Origin of the sequence: Bacteroides timonensis, assembly GCF_000513195.1 — a bacterium.
In the GTDB taxonomy this organism is placed as follows: domain Bacteria; phylum Bacteroidota; class Bacteroidia; order Bacteroidales; family Bacteroidaceae; genus Bacteroides; species Bacteroides timonensis.
The window spans coordinates 13,829-35,710 of sequence record NZ_CBVI010000014.1 but is presented as its reverse complement, the minus strand read 5'-3'; the positions used below and the strand labels follow the sequence as shown (position 1 = coordinate 35,710).

The 21,882-nt window shown below is 44.4% G+C and carries 13 protein-coding genes; 8 read left to right on the top strand and 5 right to left on the bottom strand.

Annotation, left to right across the window (positions count from 1 at the left end; translation table 11 throughout):
• Positions 1–5 precede the first annotated feature (5 nt).
• On the top strand, positions 6–1,808 hold the full coding sequence (locus BN161_RS04320) for a GH32 C-terminal domain-containing protein (RefSeq protein ID WP_081743628.1): 1,803 nt from the start codon (positions 6–8) through the stop codon (positions 1,806–1,808).
• Between the two features lie 160 nt (positions 1,809–1,968).
• Here BN161_RS04320 and BN161_RS04315 read toward each other — a convergent pair whose 3' ends face one another.
• On the bottom strand, positions 1,969–2,841 hold the full coding sequence (locus BN161_RS04315; RefSeq protein ID WP_044263389.1) for an aldose 1-epimerase family protein: 873 nt from the start codon (positions 2,839–2,841) through the stop codon (positions 1,969–1,971).
• 205 nt (positions 2,842–3,046) lie between these two features.
• Here BN161_RS04315 and BN161_RS04310 point away from each other — a divergent pair, with 205 nt between their 5' ends.
• Both BN161_RS04310 and BN161_RS04305 read left to right on the top strand, forming a co-directional pair.
• Entirely contained in the window at positions 3,047–4,207 is a 1,161-nt protein-coding gene (locus BN161_RS04310) for an MFS transporter (RefSeq protein ID WP_044263388.1), read from the top strand.
• A 118-nt stretch (positions 4,208–4,325) separates the two neighbouring features.
• The gene (locus BN161_RS04305) at positions 4,326–5,237 is read left to right on the top strand and encodes a carbohydrate kinase family protein (protein WP_044263387.1); all 912 of its coding nucleotides are present in this window, start codon (positions 4,326–4,328) and stop codon (positions 5,235–5,237) included.
• Between the two features lie 60 nt (positions 5,238–5,297).
• Here the strand turns inward: BN161_RS04305 and BN161_RS04300 are convergent, their stop codons facing one another.
• Positions 5,298–6,728: an MAC/perforin domain-containing protein gene (locus tag BN161_RS04300; protein ID WP_044263386.1), complete on the bottom strand. Its 1,431-nt coding sequence runs from the start codon at positions 6,726–6,728 to the stop codon at positions 5,298–5,300.
• A 125-nt stretch (positions 6,729–6,853) separates the two neighbouring features.
• On the bottom strand, positions 6,854–8,461 hold the full coding sequence (locus BN161_RS04295; RefSeq protein ID WP_044263385.1) for a DUF6377 domain-containing protein: 1,608 nt from the start codon (positions 8,459–8,461) through the stop codon (positions 6,854–6,856).
• A gap of 271 nt (positions 8,462–8,732) precedes the next feature.
• On the opposite strand from BN161_RS04295, the gene BN161_RS04290 reads away from it, so the two are divergent.
• From BN161_RS04290 to BN161_RS04270, 5 genes are all read left to right on the top strand, one after another.
• Positions 8,733–11,018 (top strand): TonB-dependent receptor domain-containing protein, encoded by a 2,286-nt coding sequence (locus tag BN161_RS04290; protein ID WP_044263384.1) that lies wholly within the window; start codon positions 8,733–8,735, stop codon positions 11,016–11,018.
• 41 nt (positions 11,019–11,059) lie between these two features.
• Entirely contained in the window at positions 11,060–13,249 is a 2,190-nt protein-coding gene (locus BN161_RS04285; protein ID WP_044263383.1) for an alpha-galactosidase, read from the top strand.
• Positions 13,250–13,375: 126 nt separating this feature from the next.
• Complete coding sequence (locus tag BN161_RS04280; protein WP_044263382.1) at positions 13,376–14,218, top strand: patatin-like phospholipase domain-containing protein; 843 nt, start codon at positions 13,376–13,378, stop codon at positions 14,216–14,218.
• Between the two features lie 34 nt (positions 14,219–14,252).
• Positions 14,253–17,018 carry a substrate-binding domain-containing protein gene (locus BN161_RS04275; RefSeq protein ID WP_074435092.1) on the top strand — a complete coding sequence of 922 codons (2,766 nt, stop codon included), beginning with the start codon at positions 14,253–14,255 and terminating at the stop codon, positions 17,016–17,018.
• A 68-nt stretch (positions 17,019–17,086) separates the two neighbouring features.
• Positions 17,087–17,974 carry a PfkB family carbohydrate kinase gene (locus tag BN161_RS04270; RefSeq protein WP_044263431.1) on the top strand — a complete coding sequence of 296 codons (888 nt, stop codon included), beginning with the start codon at positions 17,087–17,089 and terminating at the stop codon, positions 17,972–17,974.
• Between the two features lie 35 nt (positions 17,975–18,009).
• On the opposite strand, the gene BN161_RS04265 is transcribed toward BN161_RS04270, so the two are convergent.
• On the bottom strand, positions 18,010–18,198 hold the full coding sequence (locus tag BN161_RS04265) for a hypothetical protein (RefSeq protein WP_007214827.1): 189 nt from the start codon (positions 18,196–18,198) through the stop codon (positions 18,010–18,012).
• 102 nt (positions 18,199–18,300) lie between these two features.
• Positions 18,301–21,858 carry a pyruvate:ferredoxin (flavodoxin) oxidoreductase gene (nifJ, locus tag BN161_RS04260; RefSeq protein ID WP_044263381.1) on the bottom strand — a complete coding sequence of 1,186 codons (3,558 nt, stop codon included), beginning with the start codon at positions 21,856–21,858 and terminating at the stop codon, positions 18,301–18,303.
• Positions 21,859–21,882 lie beyond the last annotated feature (24 nt).

The following is a 21,882-nucleotide window of genomic DNA, read 5'->3' as shown; positions in this document are numbered from 1 at the left end:
ACATCATGAATTTAAAAAACAATTTGTTGACTGTGCGATGGACCCTTACCTTTATAATAGGTACAATCTGGTCTGTCTTTTCGTGTCAGGCTATTAATCCTCCTTTCGTGATTAAACATTTAGGTGACGGACAGAGCATTGTCCAGATTGAGAAACAGAAGAAATTTCTGTTGCTTCCCGTGGAAGAGGCTTCTCCGGAAGCAAAACTGTATATGATAGCAGATAATGACGTAGTGCGCTATATGAACATTCGTCTGGCTATAAATAAGGTAGATTATTTTGTTCCGGTAGATCTCTCCGGATTTGATGATAAATCACTTTCCTTTAACTTCCAGTTAATTTCTGATACGGCTGTTTGCTGGGATGAAATGAAGCTTTCTGATGAATTCGATACATCTAATCGGGAAGTATTCCGCCCGGTGTATCATTTCTCTCCCAGGTATGGTTGGATGAACGATCCGAATGGTATGGTATATAAAGATGGAGTTTACCATTTATTCTATCAATACAATCCTTACGGTTCTATGTGGGGAAATCTTCACTGGGGACATGCAACCAGTACTGATCTCGTTTCTTGGGAACATCAGCCGGCAGCTATTGCACCTGATGCTTTAGGAACTATATTCAGTGGCTCTTGTGTAGTGGATAAAGATAATACGGCTGGGTTTGGTGCCGGTGCCATTGTTGCTTTCTATACTTCGGCAAGTGACCGCCAGGTACAGAGTATGGCTTATAGCCTTGATAATGGAAAAACTTTCAAAAAGTATGCGCGTAATCCGATTCTGACTTCTACACAGCGAGACTTTCGCGATCCGAAAGTATTCTGGCATGATACTACTGACAAATGGATTATGATTCTTGCGGTAGGGCAGGAAATGCAGATTTATTCTTCTCCCAACCTCAAGGATTGGGCTTATGAAAGTAGTTTCGGTGAAGGACAGGGAGCTCATGGAGGCGTTTGGGAATGTCCTGACCTGATAGAGCTACCTGTTGAAGGCACGGAACTGAAAAAATGGGTATTGATATGTAATATTAATCCGGGGGGACCTTTCGGTGGTAGTGCTGCCCAGTACTTTGTAGGAATGTTTGACGGAAAAACATTCGTAAATGAATCTCCGAAAATGACGAAATGGATGGACTGGGGAAAAGATCATTATGCTGCTGTAACCTGGAGTAATGCACCTGAAGGACGACATATCGCATTGGCATGGATGAGCAACTGGCAGTATGCCAATGATGTGCCTACCATGCAATATCGTAGTGCAAATTCCGTTCCCCGTGACCTGAGCCTCTATACTTCGGCGGGTGAAACCTATCTGAAATCTTCCCCTTCGCGAGAACTGCTGAAACTGCGTGGAAAAGAAGAAAAGAAGCATTCCTTCAAGGTGGACCGTACTTATAATATGGACAAACTGCTTTCGGATAATACAGGTACGTATGAAATTGAAATGACGATTAAGAACAGAAATGCAGAAGTCATTGGCTTCCAACTTTTCAATTCAAAAGGAGAAGAAGTGGATATTTACTATAATCTGGTAGAGAAGAAGTTTGCGATGGATCGTAGTAAGAGCGGAATCGTATCATTCAGTCCGGACTTTCCGGTGCTGACTCTTGCTCCGATAGAAGGCAATTCGGAAATGACGCTGCGTCTTTTCGTTGATAAATCAAGTATTGAAGCGTTTGGCGATGACGGACGTTTCGCAATGACGAACCTCGTGTTTCCTTCGGAACCTTACAACCGTATCAGCTTCTATGCCAAAGGCGGTAGCTATGCGGTAAGTTCATTCAAGGTTTATAACTTGAAATAAGATTGGTCTATATTTCCTCCTTTTCTGTACCTGGTCCGTATCAAAGCCGTACCCGCTCCGTAGCTGCTCCGTACCTAAGCGTTTGGACCAGATACGGACCGGGTACGGCTTTGATACGGACCGGGTCCGGGGAAGAACAAGAAATTGTTCTGTTTCTCCTTTATTCTTCTATTTCTATCGTATATTTCCCCCTGAATATCTCTTCGGGTTGCAGATGCTGTACCCAATCCTTATCTTTATACTCTCCTGTATAATGTGCTTTGTCGCAACGACCGTACCATGGTTCAATACAGACAAACGGAGCATTCTTGGCAGGTGGCGACCACAGTCCGACAACAGGTGCGTCGAAATGGAGGCTGAGATAAGGGGATTTTTCCTTGTTATATAGGGTAACCCGCTGCACCTGGCTTCCCTCCAATATAAGTGCATCTTTGTCAAATGTATGTGTATCCAATGGCAACAAGTCGTTTGTCAGTTTCAGAGGATATTGGGTGTCCGGGTCGGCACATCCTTTTTCAGAAATAAGTATGTATTTCAGTCCGCTTTTCTTATTGAAACCGAAAAATCCCCGTTCTTGCGTTTCGGCATCGAAATCCGGATAGTAGAATGCCGGATGTGCACCAATCTGGAAGTGCATTTCCTTCTCCCCGGTATTCTCTACTTCCCACATGACATCGACCTTCTTCTCGCGGATGCGATAGCCGATGGTGAGACGGAATGGGAAAGGATATTTCTTGAGTGTTTCTTCGTTGCTGACAAGCTGGTAGCGGACTTCATCGTTTTCCTCGGATATCAGTGTGAACTCCATGTCGCGGGCAAATCCATGCTGAGTGAGGACATAAGCGGTGCCTTCGTTTCGATATTCATTCTCCCATACGCTTCCTACAATCGGGAAGAGTACCGGCGAATGGCGTTTCCAGAATGCAGGATCTGCCTGCCATAGATATTCTTTTCCATTAGAAAAAATGCTGCATAACTCTGCCCCATGTGCAGAGACTTCAATGCTGAGTCGTCCATTAAAGAGTGTTTCCATATTGTTGTTTAAAAAGTTTCTTTGGATAATTTTCCACAAATGTAGCTAAAAAGAGAAATAATGCCCTTGAAATGCGCTTAAAAAACATTCTTGTATCATAATTGCCACTCTTTGTAACAAGATTGTTATCCTGTTGCCTTGATATTCGCTTCCTTTGCAACATGCTTTCCCGAGCAAGAAATACTTAAATTAATACCATACAACAATGAAATCTAATTCTTCGTTATCCAAGCTGATCCCTGTGATGCTCTGCTTTTTCGCTATGGGATTTGTGGATCTGGTAGGCATCGCCTCTAACTATGTAAAAGCAGATTTGGGTCTGACTGATTCTCAGGCTAACATCTTCCCCTCGCTGGTTTTCTTCTGGTTCCTGATCTTCTCTGTGCCGACAGGTATGTTGATGAGCCGTATCGGACAAAAAAAGACGGTACTACTTAGTTTGGTTGTGACCTTTGCTTCATTGTTATTGCCTGTTTTTGGTGATAGCTATACGTTAATGCTGCTTTCTTTCTCTTTATTAGGTATCGGCAATGCATTGATGCAGACTTCACTGAATCCGCTGCTTTCTAACATCGTGAGAGGTGACCGGCTGGCAAGTAGCCTTACCTTCGGACAATTTGTAAAGGCGATTGCTTCGTTTCTTGCACCTTACATTGCTATGTGGGGAGCTACACAGGCCATTCCGTCGTTCGGTTTGGGTTGGCGTGTGCTGTTCCCTATTTATATGGTGATAGCCGTGATAGCCGTTTTATTGTTGGGACAGACACAGATTGCCGAGGAGAAAGAGGAAGGAAAACCTTCTACGTTCGGTGAGTGTTTGGCTTTATTGGGTAAGCCGTTTGTTTTGCTTTCTTTCATCGGTATCATGTGCCATGTAGGAATCGATGTAGGTACGAATACTACTGCTCCTAAGATTCTAATGGAGCGTTTGGGTATGGGATTGGATGACGCTGCGTTTGCTACCAGTCTCTACTTCATTTTCCGTACGGCAGGTTGCTTCACAGGTTCTTTTATTTTGAGGAAGATGAATGCTAAATCGTTCTTTGCTATCAGTAGTTTTATGATGTTACTGGCAATGATTGGACTTTTTGCTTTCCATTCAAAAACATCTATTTATATTTGCATTGCGCTGATAGGTTACGGAAACTCGAATATCTTTTCGATTGTCTTCTCGCAGGCGTTGCTGTATATGCCCGGCAAGAAGAATGAAGTTTCCGGTCTGATGATAATGGGACTTTTTGGTGGAACTGTTTTTCCGTTGGCAATGGGATTGGCAAGTGATGCCGTAGGACAAAGCGGTGCAGTAGCCGTGATGACTGTCGGAGTACTTTATTTGCTGTACTATACTTTGAAGATAAAGAAATAATAGTTTTCATAAATCATAAATCATAAATCATAAATCATAAATCATAAATCATAAATCATAAATCATAAATCATAAATCATAAATCATAAATCATAAATCATAAATCATAAATCATATCATGAATAAAATCATCGTAGGAATGGGGGAAGCACTCTGGGATGTGCTGCCCGAAGGAAAGAAAATAGGTGGTGCGCCTGCCAATTTCGCTTATCATGTATCACAGTTTGGTTTTGATAGTCGTGTAGTGAGTGCAGTGGGACGTGATGCTGACGGACGGGAAATATTGGATGTTTTTGCCCAAAAGAAACTGACTTGTCAGATCGAGCAAGTGGATTATCCTACTGGTACGGTACAGGTTACTCTTGATGCTGTGGGGGTTCCCTGTTATGAGATTAAAGAGGGGGTAGCTTGGGATAATATTCCTTTTACGGATGATTTGAAACGTCTGGCCCTTTCTACCCGTGCTGTTTGTTTTGGTTCGCTGGCTCAGCGCAGTCCCGTGAGTCGTGCTACTATTCAACGTTTTCTGGACACCATGCCTGATGGAGAAGATCAGATCAAGATTTTCGATATAAATCTTCGTCAGGGATTCTATACGAAAGAAATACTCTGCGAATCTATGCGCCGCTGCAATATACTTAAAATAAATGATGAGGAACTGGTTACTATCAGCCGTATCTTCGGTTATCCGGGTATTGATTTACAGGATAAATGCTGGATACTTTTGGCTAAATATAATCTGAAGATGCTGATTCTGACTTGTGGAACCAATGGCAGTTATGTATTTACTCCGGGCGTAGTATCTTATCAGGATACACCGAAAGTTCCTGTTGCCGATACTGTGGGGGCAGGTGATTCTTTTACTGCTGCTTTTACATCTGCTATACTTAGTGGGAAACCTGTTCCCGAAGCGCATAAACTGGCAGTGGAAGTCTCCGCCTATGTTTGTACACAGAGTGGGGCCATGCCGGAATTGCCGTTTGCTTTTAAGAGACGGTTGGGAGCAGCCGATATCTCCGGCGGTGTATGAGTTGAACCTATCCTGACAAGGTAATGGTAAAGGGGATTGATTTTGGCAGGCAATCCTATATTATAGGGGCATTGTGTAACATACAATGCCTTTTTGCTTCCAACTTCCTTCTGTGCCATATTCCTGCTTGTCTTCTGTAGTATAACAATAATCGTTCTCATTTTCGGCTTCGTATAGCGGGATGGCTCCTTCTACGGGCGAAGCGTGTACATATCCTAATTCTTTTTCCAGTTGCCATCCAGTATTGGCTGGCAATAGCTCTACAGATAGACGTTGCTTTTTTCCGTTACTATATAAATACAACGGTACGGTACTCATGATTTGTTGTTTGTAGATGGAACAGATAGCTCCTTCATATTTTTTGTTGGAGTGCATTGCAATATCTAAGTAAGATGTGTCGTATGTGTGATTTTTGCCATTCCAGGCCTGAAGTAGCGGAGTGGTAGAAACTGACGATAACTTTTGGTTGGATATATATTTTTCTATCGCATCTTTCACTTGCTCTTTTTTGGTGGCATCCGTTATTAGTTCATAAATAGGAAGGACTTTGTTTTGAGTGATTTTCGTCAAAGTATAATTCTCTTCATTGAACGAGTTCCACCAGGCATTAAAGCCATCGGTTATCGGCTGTGAAGTCAATAAGCTTGTATTTCCTCCATAGAATTCTAGTATAAGCTGACCTCCTATGCTTTGTGCCACTTCTTCTTCCCATCCGCCGGCACCGCTTCCGGTAAATAGACCTTGTTGGCCTATTTTTTCCAAAGCGCTGAGTAAGGTGATTTTTGCGGTGCTGGCAGCTGATGTCGCTGTAGGTACTGCTGTCCGGTAAAGTCCTCTGAATCGTGCTCCTATACCGACATCCACTAAAAGGTGTGTGCCATATTTGTTTATGATATCTTCTGCTGCCAAACTAGTTACATCATTTTCAAATTCCTGCGTAAGGTATCTGTATTTATATTTCTCTAAGGTATAAAAAAACGAAAAGTACCAACGCTCCGCTGTAAATAGTTGTTCGCTGGAGGCAAAAGAATATTGTGAAGAATGGTTGTAATCAGACTCGAACTCTTTATGCTTGAGAATGGTACCGACCGATAGAGCATTTCTGGAATTTATGTCTCCCAATACCAGGCTATTGGTAATATCAGTCAGGAATGTTGTTGCATTTTCTCCGGCGTAGTCTCTGGGTTCGGATGAAGTGGCTCTCATACGATAGATATAATCTTCATCGCTGTTTTCCAATTTTTCCAAATCTATTATGGGAGCTTTTATGGCTTCGGGACTTAAGTGGTCGGCGGTAACATCGTAGCCTGCGCCAAGAATTTGTTTCATATTTGCCGGATAGGCTTTGAAAATGACTTTCTTGTCAGGAATGGCTTTAAGTTCATAAAAATCAGAAGAAGTGGGATTTTCATCTTCCGGGTTGAAATCAGAATCCGAGGAACATGCATATAACGTGCATATCGAAATGATAAAATAGAATAGATTTTTCATAATATAATAGTTTTTCTAGTAGTTATCTTGTAGCTGTTGACAAAAGTAACAGAAGTATTTGAAAGGGCAATGGATACACATTCTTTTCTTAAGAAAAAGTGTCTTATTTTATAATGTAAGTGAATCTACATCACTGCACAAAGTTCCTCCACCTGCTTTTCAAAGCTATCCCTCATCTTTGCCTTATTCTTCACTACACTCCGATGATTATAAATTGTTTGTGGTGAGTAGAACAAGAGGGTAGCTATCCTGGAACTATCTTGAATCCCCATACGTATCAATGCAAATATCCGAAGTTCTGTATTCAGTATTTCTCCTCTTTTAGGTATGATTTCTTCACCCTCCCGCAATAGTGCATTAAATTCTTCTATAAATTTAGGGTATAAATTCAGAAATGCCGTATCGAAGTTTACGAAGAACTCTTTCGCATCTGTATCTGACAGTTTGGTGGCATTGACTAACTTCAATAGATCATCTGTCTGCTTCGCTTTCACTTTTCTCTTTACCAAATCCTGATACTTATTCAGCTTGTCTATATAGGCGGCACACAGGTCCATGAACAGGCTTACATATTCTTCACGCGTATGATTCGTATTTACTAATGCCTTATTCAGATGTTGCAGTTCCTGATTCATGTCCGCCAGTATCTTCCTGCGTTTATGGAGTTGATGCATTTGCCGATAAATATAGATCAGGGAGACGACCAGTCCGATGGATAATATACTGATGCATATCAGCGACCATTGCAGTCGTCTGCTCTTGATAAGATTCTGTTCCTGATAAGACAGTACAATAGAAGGGAATTTTTTCGCTATTTCGAGCATGCGGAGCCGGTTATTATAAAACTGAGCGTCTTCCATGGAGTAGTTCAGGTAGCGGTTGGCACGGGATACTTCTCCACTCTGGTTTTTAAAGATATGCAGAGCCAGTTCCTGTAAGGCCAGATTTTCCTTAAGCGGGCATACCTGATCCGATATAGCGGCCTTGATCAGATAATGCTCATATTCGTTCCAGTCACCAAGTTTTGAATGGACCAATGCTAAACCATACGTAATCATAGCATACAATCGAACATTCACTGGAACGCCTTCCAGTGCCTTTTGATAATACTTTTCCGCTTCGGCGTACCGCTGGTGACGATATAGATTTTCTCCTTTCCAGTAATTGTGTAGTGATGAGCCAGTGGGAAGTACACTGAGCAATGAATCCTGATAAAGCATTTCTTTTTCGTAATAACGGGGAGCATAAACCTTATCGTTGGAATATTCCGCCCACATACTGTAAGCCCATTCATAGGCGGCATAATATTCTATCCGTGTCGCATCATTCAATGTGCGTGAATCTATCTGTTCCAAATTCTGGATGGATTCGCTGAAATAACCCGATGTGGAAAGAAGCACCGAGCGGTGGATGATGCTCAAGTTGCGATAAACGAGGTGCGATAGTGTCATAGCCACCTGTTCTTCCTTATCTACATAGAGCATGGCTGAATCGAAACGGTAAGTATAGTACTCTTCGTAAATAGCATTGTATAATCGGAAACGCTCATTGTCGTCCATGGAGGGATATAGCAAACGCTTTAAACTGTCAATTCGGGCTTCTTTTCGGAGTGAGTATTGGTTGCGCAATTTTAAAGCTGATTCCAACTCATTGGATAAGTCAGTCTTATTCGCCGCACGAAAAGGGACAAGCACGAACAACAGGAATAATACCGATAACAAGTATTTTTTCATAGGGTATGTTCATTAAAAGTAGACAAATACAAAGATATTAAAACTTTCCGGTAAACGGGTATGTCTACTTGCTTTTATAAAACGGAATGATGTAAATGACTTGTTATCAGTGTTGTATTGTAGATGATACTCTCATGCCGATCTACCTGACGGCTACTTGCGGAAACCGGGCATTATTATACCTATTAACTTTGCCCTCGTTGAAAGATAAGGGGAATATTTCCTATCTGATGCCTTGAACCGAAAGTTTAATTTTAAATTCATTAATAGTATGAAAGCAAGTCTCTTTTCTTATGTCATATCGGCAGCCTTATCATTCGCTACTATTGCAACGGCGAGCAAACCGGTAGAGAATGACACTATCAGTAGTAAAAAAACGGAGGTCAGCGAACGCAATGTGATGCTGAATGCTTCGGATGCAAACAAGCCCCGTGAAATTCAGATCGGACTTCCCAGTGAAGATGTAAATGTGTATGAAAACGGGTTACCCGCTGTCTATTCTTCGGCTGTGCATAAGCTGGCTACTCACTGGCGCAGCGATGCCAGCCTGGGCGAAGTAGGGCTGATGACACCGTCTGAATCTGCTATTGCTACCGGAAACATCGCTTATTCCGTAAATTCTTTCTCCAAATTGGGGCAAAAGGAGTTCAAAGGAGTCTTGAATTACCGCACCAACCATTTTGGATGGCAAAATATAGACATGAATGTGTCCGGTGGCATCGGAAACCACTGGCTCTATACGGCTAGCATCTATCAGAACTTCGATCCGGGTAGCTTCTCTCCTAAGTTTGAAAACTTCAGTGACCGTACCCAACTTTATCATGCAGGGCTGACGCGCCTTTTCAACAATAATCGCGGAAGGTTCTCCGTGATCTATAAGTTCTCAAAAAGCAGCGCACTGGGTTCGATGATTAACGCTGCTCCGTTTATCTATGTGGGAGATGGCAGTGTGAAAGAAATTCCTGGCTTCAAGTTAGGAACTTCTTCGTATGCCCCCGAAGGTGGACGTTTTCAATACATGGATGTGATGGACGGAAAGATGAAGAGCGGTCGGTTTGGTGACTTCACAGGCAATAAGGCGCATGAAGTGGCTATGCTGTTTGATTATACCTTCCGTAACAATCTGAACTGGACGCTGAATGCCAAGTTTATGAATGCTCCCGAAGCTAACTATGTGGACTTTGGTGGTAGCAACATCAGCAAAGCCACGGTGGCGGACGGCCTTTTTCAGGATGGTTCGGAGGATGCCTATAGCGGATTGGTCGAAGGCAGGCGTACCTGGTTGCATCTTGGCAAAGTGAAGAACGCATTGCTTACTTCCGAACTGAAAAAGAAGATAGGCGACCATGACGTACGCCTGGGGCTGAATGAATGGTTTTATCATTTGGATTATCACTCTTCTTCTTTTCAATGGGTAGGCACGGTTGCTGAATATCCGCAGATACTGAATCGTGTGGCAGCTGACGGGGGTACCGCTAAATTCAGTGGTTTCAATGAGCTGAGTCCGGAATATACCAAAGGGACCGAAAACAAACTGGCTGCCTACTTTACGGATAACTGGCAGGTAAGTCCGAAATTCACTGTCTATTATGGTGCCCGTCTGGAATATTATCGTATGTCTGCCGATCAGATTCCTTACGGTCGCTATTCCGGCTTCCACATTGGTGATACTCACGAATATACGGACAATCAAGGGAATATACTTTCTACTGAAAATATACAGCCGCATAAAGTAGTAAAAGATAAGCTGAACTATGCTGCAACGGCACAATTCACTTATAAGTTGACCAAGAACTTCGGACTGACTGCCGACGGAACTGTCGCCACCCGCTTCCCGCGTATCAATGAATATGCCGGAACAGGACCTACCGAAGAGCAATATAAGCGTGTGACTATCCCTTTGCTGCGTGGCGGATTATTTTATCAGAATGACTGGATAAACCTGACTTCCATGATTACTTATATTTCCAAGTCGAATAATATAGACCAGCAGAATGTAACCAAACCGGGAACAACGCAGTCCAAAACGACCTTGCTGATTTACGATATCAAGACATTGGGTTGGACCACTTCCGCTGAAATCAATCCTTTCAAAGGTTTCCATCTGCATGCCCTGTTCACTTACCAGAAGCCGACTTATAACAACTACTTCATCAAATCTCCCTTTGAAGGAGTGCCCGACCTGAATGCTAACGGCAACATTGTGAAGGAAATTCCGCAGATATTGGCTGAAATAGATCCCAGTTATAACATAACTCCCGATCTGCGCTTGTGGCTCAGTTTCCGTTATTTCGGGAAGACGTATGCCAATCTGACTAATGCCCTCTATTTCAACGGTCGTTGGGAAACCTTCGGTGGTATGAACTGGAAAGTGAATAAGCATCTCTCATTAGGTGCAACGGTAGTGAACTTCCTGAATCAAAAGGGTGCAAGCGGAACTATCAGCGGTGCCGAACTACTGGGCAAGGAAGAAGCAGGTAAATTCAAAGATCACTATATGAGTGGTAATTACTTGCGTCCATTTACACTGGAATTCAGTGCAAGCCTTTCATTCTAAATTAATTTAATATATTTTTGTAACTAAATTCATTGTACACCATGAAAAATTTACTTGTAACTCTCTTTGCATGTGCTACATTATCGTATGCCAATGCAGCGGAAAACAAAACGATCCGTATTTCTACGGATAACACAGACCTGGTGCTCCAGGTAGGTGACAACGGCCGTCTGTACCAAACTTACTTAGGTGAAAAACTGCTGCATGAGCAGGATTTGAATAACTTTCAGTGGAATATCCATGCCGGTGCCGATGGTAGTGTAAGTAAACGCGGTTGGGAAGTGTATGGTGGTTCGGGTAATGAAGATTACTTTGAACCGGCTATCGCTATCACTCACAACGATGGCAATCCGTCCACTATGTTGTATTATGTTTCTTCTTCCTCCAAGGCGGTTGAAGGTGGTACGGAAACTGTGGTTAATCTCCGTGACGATCAGTATCCGGTAGACGTCACTCTGTACTATGTGGCTTATCCGAAAGAAAACGTTATTAAGACCTGGAGTGAAATCAGGCATCAGGAAAAGAAACCTGTCCTGCTTTCTACATACGCCTCTGCTATGCTCTATTTCAATAATTCCGCTTATTATCTGACTGAGTTCAGCAGTGATTGGGCAAAGGAAGCGCAAATGAGCAGCCAGCAACTGCAATTTGGTAAGAAAGTAATTGATACGAAGTTGGGAAGCCGTGCTGCCATGCATACGCATCCTTTCTTTGAAGTAGGATTGGATCAGCCGATCAGTGAATATCAAGGAAATGTATTGATGGGTACGTTGGGATGGACCGGTAATTTCCGCTTTACGTTTGAAGTGGACAATGTTGGGAATCTTCGTGTGATTCCCGGCATCAATCCTTACGCTTCGAATTATGAACTGAAACCGAATGAAGTGTTTACCACTCCCGAATTCATATTTACTTTAAGTAATGACGGTGCCGGGAAAGGAAGCCGTAACCTCCATGAGTGGGCACGCAACTATAGCTTGAAAGATGGTAAAGGGAGTCGTCTGACTCTTCTGAATAACTGGGAAAATACAGGCTTTAACTTTAACCAGGAGATACTGGCCGAGTTAATGAAGGAAGCCAAGCATCTGGGTGTAGATATGTTCTTGTTGGACGATGGTTGGTTTGCGAACAAATATCCCCGTAAGAATGATCATGCAGGTTTGGGAGACTGGGATGTGAATCACGATAAATTGCCCGGTGGCATTCCGGCGCTGGTGAAAGCTGCCAAAGATGCAGATGTGAAGTTCGGTATCTGGATTGAACCCGAAATGGTGAATCCCAAGAGCGAACTCTTCGAGAAACATCCGGACTGGGCGATCACACTGCCTAATCGTGAAACGTATTATTACCGTAACCAATTGGTACTTGACCTTAGTAATCCGAAGGTGCAGGATTATGTATATGGTGTTGTAGAGAATATAATGAAAGAGAATCCTGAAGTTGCTTTCTTTAAATGGGATTGCAACAGTCCTATCACCAATATCTATTCTCCGTATCTGAAGAACAAACAGGGACAGTTGTATATTGATCATGTTCGCGGTATCTATAATGTTATGAAGCGTGTGAAAGCGAATTATCCTGATGTCCCGATGATGCTCTGTTCCGGTGGTGGTGCCCGTTGCGATTACGAAGCGCTTAAATATTTCACAGAGTTCTGGTGCAGCGATAATACGGATCCTGTAGAACGTATTTATATCCAATGGGGTTTTTCCCAGTTCTTTCCGGCAAAGGCTATGGATGCCCATGTGACCAGTTGGAATAAAGCGACTTCTGTAAAATTCCGCACGGATGTAGCTTCTATGTGTAAGCTTGGTTTTGATATTGGCCTGAAAGAACTCACGGCTGATGAATTGACTTACTGCCAGACGGCTGTTGCCAACTGGAAGCGTCTGCAAAACGCTATAATGGATGGTGATCAATATCGTTTGGTGTCTCCGTATGAGGGCAATCACATGGCACTGAATTATGTAAGCAAGGATGCAAACAAGGCGGTTCTGTTTGCTTATGACATTCATCCGCGCTTTCAGGAAAAGCTGCTGGCGGTGAAATTGCAAGGTCTGGACCCGAACAAACAGTATAAAGTGGAGGAAATCAACCTGATGCCTGCTGCAAGTTCCGGATTGGTCGCTAATGGAAAAGTATATTCCGGTGATTATCTGATGAAAATCGGGTTGGATGTATTTGGTTTAGGGCAAACTCAAAGCCGTGTTGTTGAGCTGACTGCTCAATGATAGGCGGCTGACGAAGTTTTTCTTTCATTATCTTGATTTGCACTGTCATAGTGCAGAATATTCAATAAATTGCACTGTTATAGTGCAATTTATTTTTATATTTGCGATACTAATACCCTAAAAAATATGGATGATATCGCTATTTGTTGTATGTCGGGTGGATATAAGAATGTGTTCACTCATGGCGTTCTGAGAGCTTTTGAGGAGAAAGGAATAAGGGCGAAAGCGTATGCATCCTGTTCCTCTTCCGTTTTGATAGCAGTCTTTGCAGCATTTAATAAAGTGAGTGCACTGGACCTTTCCTTGTGGAGCGACGGATATGCAACGAGCCAGGCCGAAGGTAACCAAAGCGGTGCCATGCTGCAATCTATTCAACGGCTATCGACAGAGATTAAAAACAATCTGTGGAACCCGCAAGCCGCCCGCCTGTTGGTGGCAACCAGTTTTGTGAAAACAGAAGAAGCTGCCCAAGTCACCCAATCGGACGGAGCTAGGCGGCTGGGACAAATGCTGCTGATAAACGCCCTGCGTCATAAACCGGAATGGAAAAACCAGAATCTCGAATTGCAGATGTTCGATACCCATTCTGATGAGCGGACTGAGCTACTGACCAAAGAAAACCTGGATGAAGTGGCCTATGCCACCACCCGCATGCTTCATGCTTGGAACATTCCCGCATTTATCAATAATAAACCGTACGTAGACGGTAGTTACACTTCCATTTGTCCCGTTGTTCCTCTTTCTGAATTGGGATACAAAGAGATAATCTGCATCTGCACAGAAAAAGAAAAAGTGACTTTTGATCTCTTCTCAGAAGAAGAAATTCCTGCCCGGATTAATGACTCCACCATCCGCTTTATAAAGCCTGACCATGATTTGAAAGAGATGGGAGGCGATTTCTATACCATTGCAGGCAATGGATTGGAAGACGTCTATAATCACGGTCGTGAAAAAGGACTGAGTTTCTGATTTCTCTATGATACTTAAAACAACCGAAAAGACAATGAGAAGATACAATGTTTACTTGTTGCTAACTTTACTTTCCCTCTTCGGACTGGCAGCTTCGTGCGCCCGGCATGAACCTCGTTTCCGTATCGGGGTATCCCAGTGCAGCGACGATGAGTGGCGCCACCAGATGAATAACGAGATGTTGCGCGAAGCACTCTTCTATGATGAAGTGGAAATCGACATCCGCACCGTGAAGGATGATAATGCCCGTCAGATAGAGGACATCCGCAATTTCATCGAGGAAGGCGTGGACTTACTGGTCATTGCCCCCAACGAAGCCGCCCCCATCACCCCGGTAGTGGAAGAAGCATACGACCGCGGCATCCCTGTCATTGTCTTCGACCGCAAGATACTTTCCGATAAATACACCGCTTATATCGGTGCTGACAATTATGAATTAGGAAAAGCCATCGGGCATTATGTGGCTAATATGCTTCACGGACAAGGCAATGTAGTGGAGATATCTGGTCTGACCGGTTCCACGCCGGCGATGGACCGCCATCAGGGCTTTGTCTCTGCCATTTCCCCTTACCCCGGCATCAAGCTTCTGGCTCGCGAAGATGCCGGATGGTTACGTTCCGAGGCAGGACAGAAGATGGATACGCTGCTGACGCACTTCCCTCAGATAGATGTGGTGTATGCGCAGAATGACCGGATGGCTGCAGGCGCTTATGCTGTTGTCCGACAGAAAGGTAGGGCAGGAGAGATGCGTTTCATTGGTACGGATGCCCTGTCCGGCGAAGGATATGGTGTGGAACAGGTGCTGAAAGGCGAACTGGATGCCACATTTATTTATCCCACCGGTGGCGACCGGGTGATACAGATAGCAATGGACATTCTGAATAAACGTGATTTCCCGCGCGAAACGATATTAAATACCTCTGTTGTGGACAGTACCAATGCCCAGATTATGCAGATGCAGACCACGCATATTGCCACCCTTGACGGAAAAATAGAGACGCTAAACGGAAAGATGAATCATTATCTTGACCGTTACGCCACGCAACAGGTAGTGCTGTTTGGTAGTCTGTTAGTGCTCCTGCTGGTTGTCGGTCTATTGGTTGCCGTTTATCTTTCGTTGCGCACTAAGAACCGTCTGAACCGGGAACTTTCCCGCCAGAAGGAGATACTGGAAGCGCAGAAGCAACAGTTGACGCAACAGAAGGAGCAACTTATCCAGCAAAAGGAGCAGTTGGAACAACTTTCCCATGAATTGGAAGCAGCCACTCACGCCAAGCTGGTGTTCTTTACCAATGTTTCTCATGATTTCCGTACTCCGCTGACTCTGATTGCTGACCCCATAAACCAGCTTCTTGCTGATAAATCCCTCGGGGAACATTCCCGTCAGTTATTGGAACTGATGAAGAAGAACGTTAATATCCTTCTTCGTCTCGTCAATCAAATTCTCGATTTCCGCAAAGTAGAGAACGGGCGCATGGAACTTCATCTGGAGCCTTTCGACCTGTTGAGCAATTTCCGTAGCTGGAACGATTCCTTCCGCATGGCTCTCCTGAAAAAGCATATCTCTTTTTCCTTCGAAGCCATGCCCGATGCGGATTTCCGCATCATGGCGGACTGCGAGAAGATGGAGCGCATCTACTTCAATCTGTTGTCTAATGCCGTGAAGTATACCCCTGAGAATGGAAAGATAGTCGTGAGCCTGCAAGCCGATGTCGCGAGCCTTCGCTTCTCCGTCTTCAACTCCGGCAGCTACGTTTCTTCCCAAGAAGTGGATGCCATCTTTGAGCGTTTCTATCAGATAGATGGTCATCAGGCGGGCACAGGCATTGGACTGGCTCTTGTACGCGCCTTTGTGGAGATGCATGGCGGGCAAATTACTGCTCAGAGTGATGAGAAGGGAACGACATTTGCCGTCCTTCTTCCGGCTCAGAGCATTTCCCAATATCATCCTACCGTGGTGACGCTGCCTGCCGAAGAGACGGAAGTTTCCGCTACGTTAGTAGAAAGCGAGTTATCGGCTGATGAAGAGGAGGCAGGAGCAACGGGACGTCCCACAGTATTGGTTATTGATGATAATGCCGATATCCGTCATTATGTAAAGACGCTGCTCGCCGAAGAATATCATGTACTGGATGCACCGGAAGCGGCTACAGGCATACGCCTTGCCATGAAGTACGTCCCCGATGTGATTATTTCCGATGTAATGATGCCCGGTATGGATGGTGTGGAGTGTTGCCGCCGTCTGAAAACGGAATTGCAGACTTGCCATATCCCTGTCATCCTTCTCACTGCCTGTTCGCTTGATGAGCAACGCATCCAGGGATACAATGGAGGTGCGGACTCTTATATCTCCAAGCCTTTCAATTCGCAATTGCTCTTGTCCCGTATCCGTAATCTGATAGATTCCCGTCGTCAGCTTCGACAGTTTTTTGGTGATAACCAGACGTTGGCGAAAGAGAATATCAGCGATATGGATAAGGATTTTGTTTCCCGCTTCAAGGCTCTTGTGGAAGAGAAAATGAGAGATCCGGAACTGAATGTGGAAGACTTAGGCAAAGATATGGGACTGAGCCGCGTGCAACTCTACCGTAAACTGAAATCACTCACTAACTATGCTCCCAATGAATTGCTGCGCCAGGCACGCCTTAAAAAAGCAATTTCCCTGTTGGCTTCTTCAGAAATGACGGTTGCGGAAATTGCTTATGAAGTCGGTTTCTCTTCTCCGTCTTATTTCACGAAGTGTTATAAGGAACAATTCGGTGAAAGTCCGACGGATTTCTTAAAACGGAAGAATTTATAGTGTTGCAGGGGGAAGAAACGATAATTATTGGCTATTTTTGCAGTCTGAAAAATGGAACTGAATATTTTATGAAATACGATCTTTGTTGTATCGGATATATTACTTTGGATAAAGTAGTTACTCCGCAGAAAACTGTGCACATGCCCGGAGGAACCTCTTTCTATTTTGCGCATGCCATCAAACACCTGAGTACGGAAGGATTCCAACTTGTCACCGCCTTGGCTGATAGCGAGATGCCGGTGGTGGATGATTTGAGGACAGACGGCATTGAAGTGAAAGTACTCCCCAGCATCCATTCCATCTGCTTTGAGAATATTTATGGCGAGGATACCAATGAAAGAAAGCAGCGGGTTACTGCTAAGGCTGATCCTTTTACGATTGAAGGTTTGCAGGATGTAAATGCCCGGATTTTTCATTTGGGTAGTTTACTGGCGGATGATTTTTCACTGGATGTTATCAAATATCTTGCCGGGAAAGGATTACTTTCTCTTGATGTACAGGGTTATTTGCGTGAAGTACAGAACGAAGAAGTATTGGCGGTGGACTGGGCTGAAAAAGCTGAAGCCTTGAAATATATCCATATCCTGAAAGCTAATGAACACGAAATGGAGGTACTTACGCAATGCTCAGATCCTTATGATGCTGCTGTTAAATTGGCGGACTGGGGAGTGAAGGAAGTCTTGCTGACTTTGGGAGACAAAGGCTCACTTATTTATGTTGATGAACGATTCTATGAAATTCCGGCATATCCGGTAGAGAATGTTGCCGATGCTACCGGTTGTGGGGATACGTATATGGCGGGCTATCTGTATATGCGTAAAAGAGGAGCATCTTATCAGGAAGCCGGTTGTTTTGCCGCTGCCATGTGTTCCGTCAAACTACAGAGCTACGGTCCGTTCGCTGGAACGGAGGAAGACGTACATAGCTTAATAAAAAAAGAAAATGCCGTAATTTAAGTACGGCATTTTCTTTTTTATACAGATAGATCTGTTTATTTCAACATTGAAGGTAAATTGTCTCTTCCCCAGAAATAATAAAAGATCAGTCCGATCCAACTGGTGAGCAATACAAGAATAGCGACCAATAGTTTCTTGACGCCATCTACCTTCCATTGCATAATTTCCAATACGGCTTTGATAGCAAGTATCAGGCCTATAATCCAAATAATGAATCCAATCATAATGTTCGTTGCTTTTGTTTGAAAACAAATAAAGGCTGCATCCGGTTCACGGTGCAGCCTTCATTTTTCAGAGTTTATTATTTACTATTTCAATAATCGAAATTATTCGGCATCAGCACCCCAGTTTTCTTTAGACAGACGCTTGTAGCTGTTATAACGCCACTTGGCATTGTCTTCGGCAGCTTGGAACAGTTCAGCAGCTTCTGAAGGATATTGTTTCATTACAGAAGAGTAACGAACCTCGCTCTTCAGGAAGTCCTGGAATCCAGCCCAATCCGGTTCTTTGCTATCCAGCTGGAACGGATTCTTGCCTTCAGCTTCCAAAGCCGGGTTGTAACGCCACAAGTGCCAGTAACCGCACTTAACAGCCTTTTCTTCCTCAGCCTGGCTCTTGCCCATACCCAGCTTCAGACCGTGGTTGATACACGGAGCGTAAGCGATGATGAGTGACGGTCCGGGATAAGCTTCAGCTTCGCGGATTGCTTTCAGAGTCTGAGCCTGGTCAGCACCCATAGCGATCTGAGCTACGTAAACGTAACCGTAAGTAGTAGCCATCAAGCCGAGGTCTTTCTTACGTACACGCTTACCGGCAGCGGCAAACTTAGCGATAGCACCCACCGGAGTAGCCTTAGAAGACTGACCACCTGTGTTAGAGTAAACCTCAGTATCCAAAACCAGGATGTTAACGTCCTTACCGCTGGCGATTACATGGTCGAGACCACCGTAACCGATATCGTAAGAAGCACCGTCACCACCGATGATCCACTGGCTGCGTTTTACTAAATATTGAGTCAAGCCTTTCAGTTCCTTGCTAACCGGGCAGCCGGCAGCGATGCCTTGCTCGATGATAGCCTCGATCTGAGGTGCAAGTTCTTTAGTCTTGTCTGCATCGTACATGTTTTCAATCCATGCTTTCAATACTTCCTTAGCCTCAGCAGGAGCATTGTCACCTTCCAGAATCTGGTTGAACAGTTTCACGATACGGTCGCGCATCTTTTCATTAGCGAGCTCCATACCCAAACCGAATTCGCAGAAATCTTCGAACAAAGAGTTTGCCCAAGCAGGACCTTGACCCTTTTCGTTCTTAGTATAAGGAGTAGAAGGTACTGAACCGGAGTAGATAGAAGAACATCCTGTTGCATTGGCTACCATTTCGCGGTCACCGAACAACTGAGTGATCAACTTCACGTACGGAGTTTCACCACAACCGGAGCAAGCGCCTGAGAATTCAAACAACGGAGTAGCGAACTGAGAGTTCTTTACGTTAGCTTTAACATCAACCAGATGTTGCTTGCTTGCTACCTTTTCAGCGCAGTAATCCCAGTTAGGAACTTGGTTCAACTGGCTTTCCAGATGTTTCATAGTCAAAGCCTTGCCACCCTTCTTCGGATTACCCGGACAGATGTCGGCACAGTTACCGCAACCCAGACAGTCGAGAACATCAACCTGGATACGGAATGTCATACCGTCGAATACTTTACCTACAGCTTTCAGCATCTCGAAGTTTGCACCCTTCTGCTCTTCAGCATCCAGAACGAACGGACGGATAGAGGCGTGAGGACAAACATAAGCACACTTGTTACACTGGATACAGTTTTCAGCATTCCATTCGGGAACGAAAGCAGCTACACCACGTTTTTCGTATTTAGCTGTACCTTGATACCAAGTACCATCTTCGATGCCCTTGAATGCAGATACCGGCAACAAGTCGCCATCTTGTGCATTAATCGGACGAACTACTTCGTTGATGAATGCAGGATCGTTGTTTTCAGTCTTAGCGTCGTCAGCCAGGTTAACCCAAGCAGGATCAACGGTCAATTGCTTGTATTCACCACCACGGTCAACGGCAGCATAGTTCTTGTTTACGATATCTTCACCCTTCTTACCGTAAGACTTCTGGATGAATTTCTTCATCTGTTCTACAGCCAAGTCAACAGGAATTACACCTGTGATACGGAAGAATGCAGATTGCAGGATTGTATTGGTACGGTTACCCAAACCGATTTCCTGTGCAATCTGAGTTGCGTTGATATAGTATACAGAGATATTGTTCTTAGCGAAATATTTCTTCACGCGGGTAGGCAGGTTCTTAGCCAATTCTTCGCCTTCCCAGATTGTATTCAGCAGGAATGTACCGTTCTTGCGCAAACCGCGGGTTACATCGTACATGTGCAGGTAAGCCTGAACGTGGCAAGCCACAAAGTTCGGAGTGTTTACCAAGTATGTAGAACGGATCGGAGTATCACCGAAACGCAAGTGAGAACAAGTGAAACCACCTGACTTCTTTGAGTCGTAAGAGAAGTAAGCCTGGCAGTGTTTGTCGGTATTGTCACCGATGATTTTCACAGAGTTCTTGTTAGCACCTACTGTACCGTCAGCACCCAGTCCGTAGAATTTAGCCTCGAACATGCTTGCGCCGCCCAATGCGATTTCTTCTTCCTGAGGAAGTGAAGTGAAGGTTACGTCGTCTACGATACCGATAGTGAAGTGGTTCTTCGGCATCGGCATAGCCAAGTTCTTGTATACGGCAATGATCTGGGCGGGAGTAGTGTCCTTAGAACCCAAACCGTAACGACCGCCTACGATTACCGGAGCATCGGCTGCACCATAGTAGCAGTCTTTTACATCGAGGTATAACGGTTCGCCGTTAGCACCCGGTTCCTTCGTACGGTCAAGAACTGCAATAGTCTTAGCGGTCTTAGGCACAGCAGCCAGGAAGTGCTTAGCAGAGAATGGACGATACAGGTGTACGGCAACCATACCTACCTTTTCGCCATTAGCCACCAAGTGGTCGATAGCTTCGCGGGCAGCTTCGGTTACAGAACCCATAGCGATGATTACGCGTTCTGCGTCTTCAGCACCATAGTAATCGAACAATCCGTATTTACGTCCTGTGATTTTAGAAATTTCATTCATGTATTCTTCTACAATAGCAGGAACTGCTTCGTAGTAGTTGTTGCATGATTCACGGTGCTGGAAGAAATGGTCGGGGTTTTCAGCCATACCACGGGCAACCGGATTCATCGGGTTCAATGCGCGAGCACGGAATTCAGCCAAAGCTTCCTGGTCAAGCAGTGGAGCGAGATCGTCATTTTCTAACATCTCGATCTTCTGGATTTCGTGAGAAGTACGGAAACCATCGAAGAAGTTAACGAACGGTACACGGCTCTTGATGGTTGCCAGGTGGGCTACACCGGAGAGGTCCATAACTTCCTGTACAGAACCTTCTGCCAACATGGCGAAACCTGTCATACGGGTTGACATAACGTCCTGGTGGTCACCGAAGATACACAGAGCGTGAGAAGCCAGTGTACGGGCTGATACGTGGAATACGCAAGGCAGGAATTCACCGGCAATCTTGTACATATTCGGGATCATCAGCAACAGACCTTGAGATGCAGTGTACGTTGAAGTCAACGCACCGGCTTGCAATGAACCGTGAACAGCTCCGGCAGCACCGGCTTCCGATTGCATTTCCTGTACCAATACTGTTTCGCCGAAGATGTTTTTGCGTCCTGCGGCAGCCCATTCATCTACGTACTCAGCCATCGTAGAAGAGGGAGTGATGGGATAGATAGCAGCTACTTCAGAGAACATATACGAGATATGCGCAGCAGCCTGGTTACCATCACAAGTAATGAATTTCTTCTGTTTAGTCATAACTAAATTGAATTATTATTAAGT

What these genes read in the sequence shown, in the direction of transcription:
- BN161_RS04320 (WP_081743628.1), top strand. Translation starts at nt 6, where the DNA reads ATGAATTTAAAAAACAATTTGTTGACTGTGCGATGGACCCTTACCTTT.
- BN161_RS04315 (WP_044263389.1), bottom strand. Translation starts at nt 2,841, where the DNA reads ATGGAAACACTCTTTAATGGACGACTCAGCATTGAAGTCTCTGCACAT.
- BN161_RS04310 (WP_044263388.1), top strand. Translation starts at nt 3,047, where the DNA reads ATGAAATCTAATTCTTCGTTATCCAAGCTGATCCCTGTGATGCTCTGC.
- BN161_RS04305 (WP_044263387.1), top strand. Translation starts at nt 4,326, where the DNA reads ATGAATAAAATCATCGTAGGAATGGGGGAAGCACTCTGGGATGTGCTG.
- BN161_RS04300 (WP_044263386.1), bottom strand. Translation starts at nt 6,728, where the DNA reads ATGAAAAATCTATTCTATTTTATCATTTCGATATGCACGTTATATGCA.
- BN161_RS04295 (WP_044263385.1), bottom strand. Translation starts at nt 8,461, where the DNA reads ATGAAAAAATACTTGTTATCGGTATTATTCCTGTTGTTCGTGCTTGTC.
- BN161_RS04290 (WP_044263384.1), top strand. Translation starts at nt 8,733, where the DNA reads ATGAAAGCAAGTCTCTTTTCTTATGTCATATCGGCAGCCTTATCATTC.
- BN161_RS04285 (WP_044263383.1), top strand. Translation starts at nt 11,060, where the DNA reads ATGAAAAATTTACTTGTAACTCTCTTTGCATGTGCTACATTATCGTAT.
- BN161_RS04280 (WP_044263382.1), top strand. Translation starts at nt 13,376, where the DNA reads ATGGATGATATCGCTATTTGTTGTATGTCGGGTGGATATAAGAATGTG.
- BN161_RS04275 (WP_074435092.1), top strand. Translation starts at nt 14,253, where the DNA reads ATGAGAAGATACAATGTTTACTTGTTGCTAACTTTACTTTCCCTCTTC.
- BN161_RS04270 (WP_044263431.1), top strand. Translation starts at nt 17,087, where the DNA reads ATGAAATACGATCTTTGTTGTATCGGATATATTACTTTGGATAAAGTA.
- BN161_RS04265 (WP_007214827.1), bottom strand. Translation starts at nt 18,198, where the DNA reads ATGATTGGATTCATTATTTGGATTATAGGCCTGATACTTGCTATCAAA.
- nifJ (WP_044263381.1), bottom strand. Translation starts at nt 21,858, where the DNA reads ATGACTAAACAGAAGAAATTCATTACTTGTGATGGTAACCAGGCTGCT.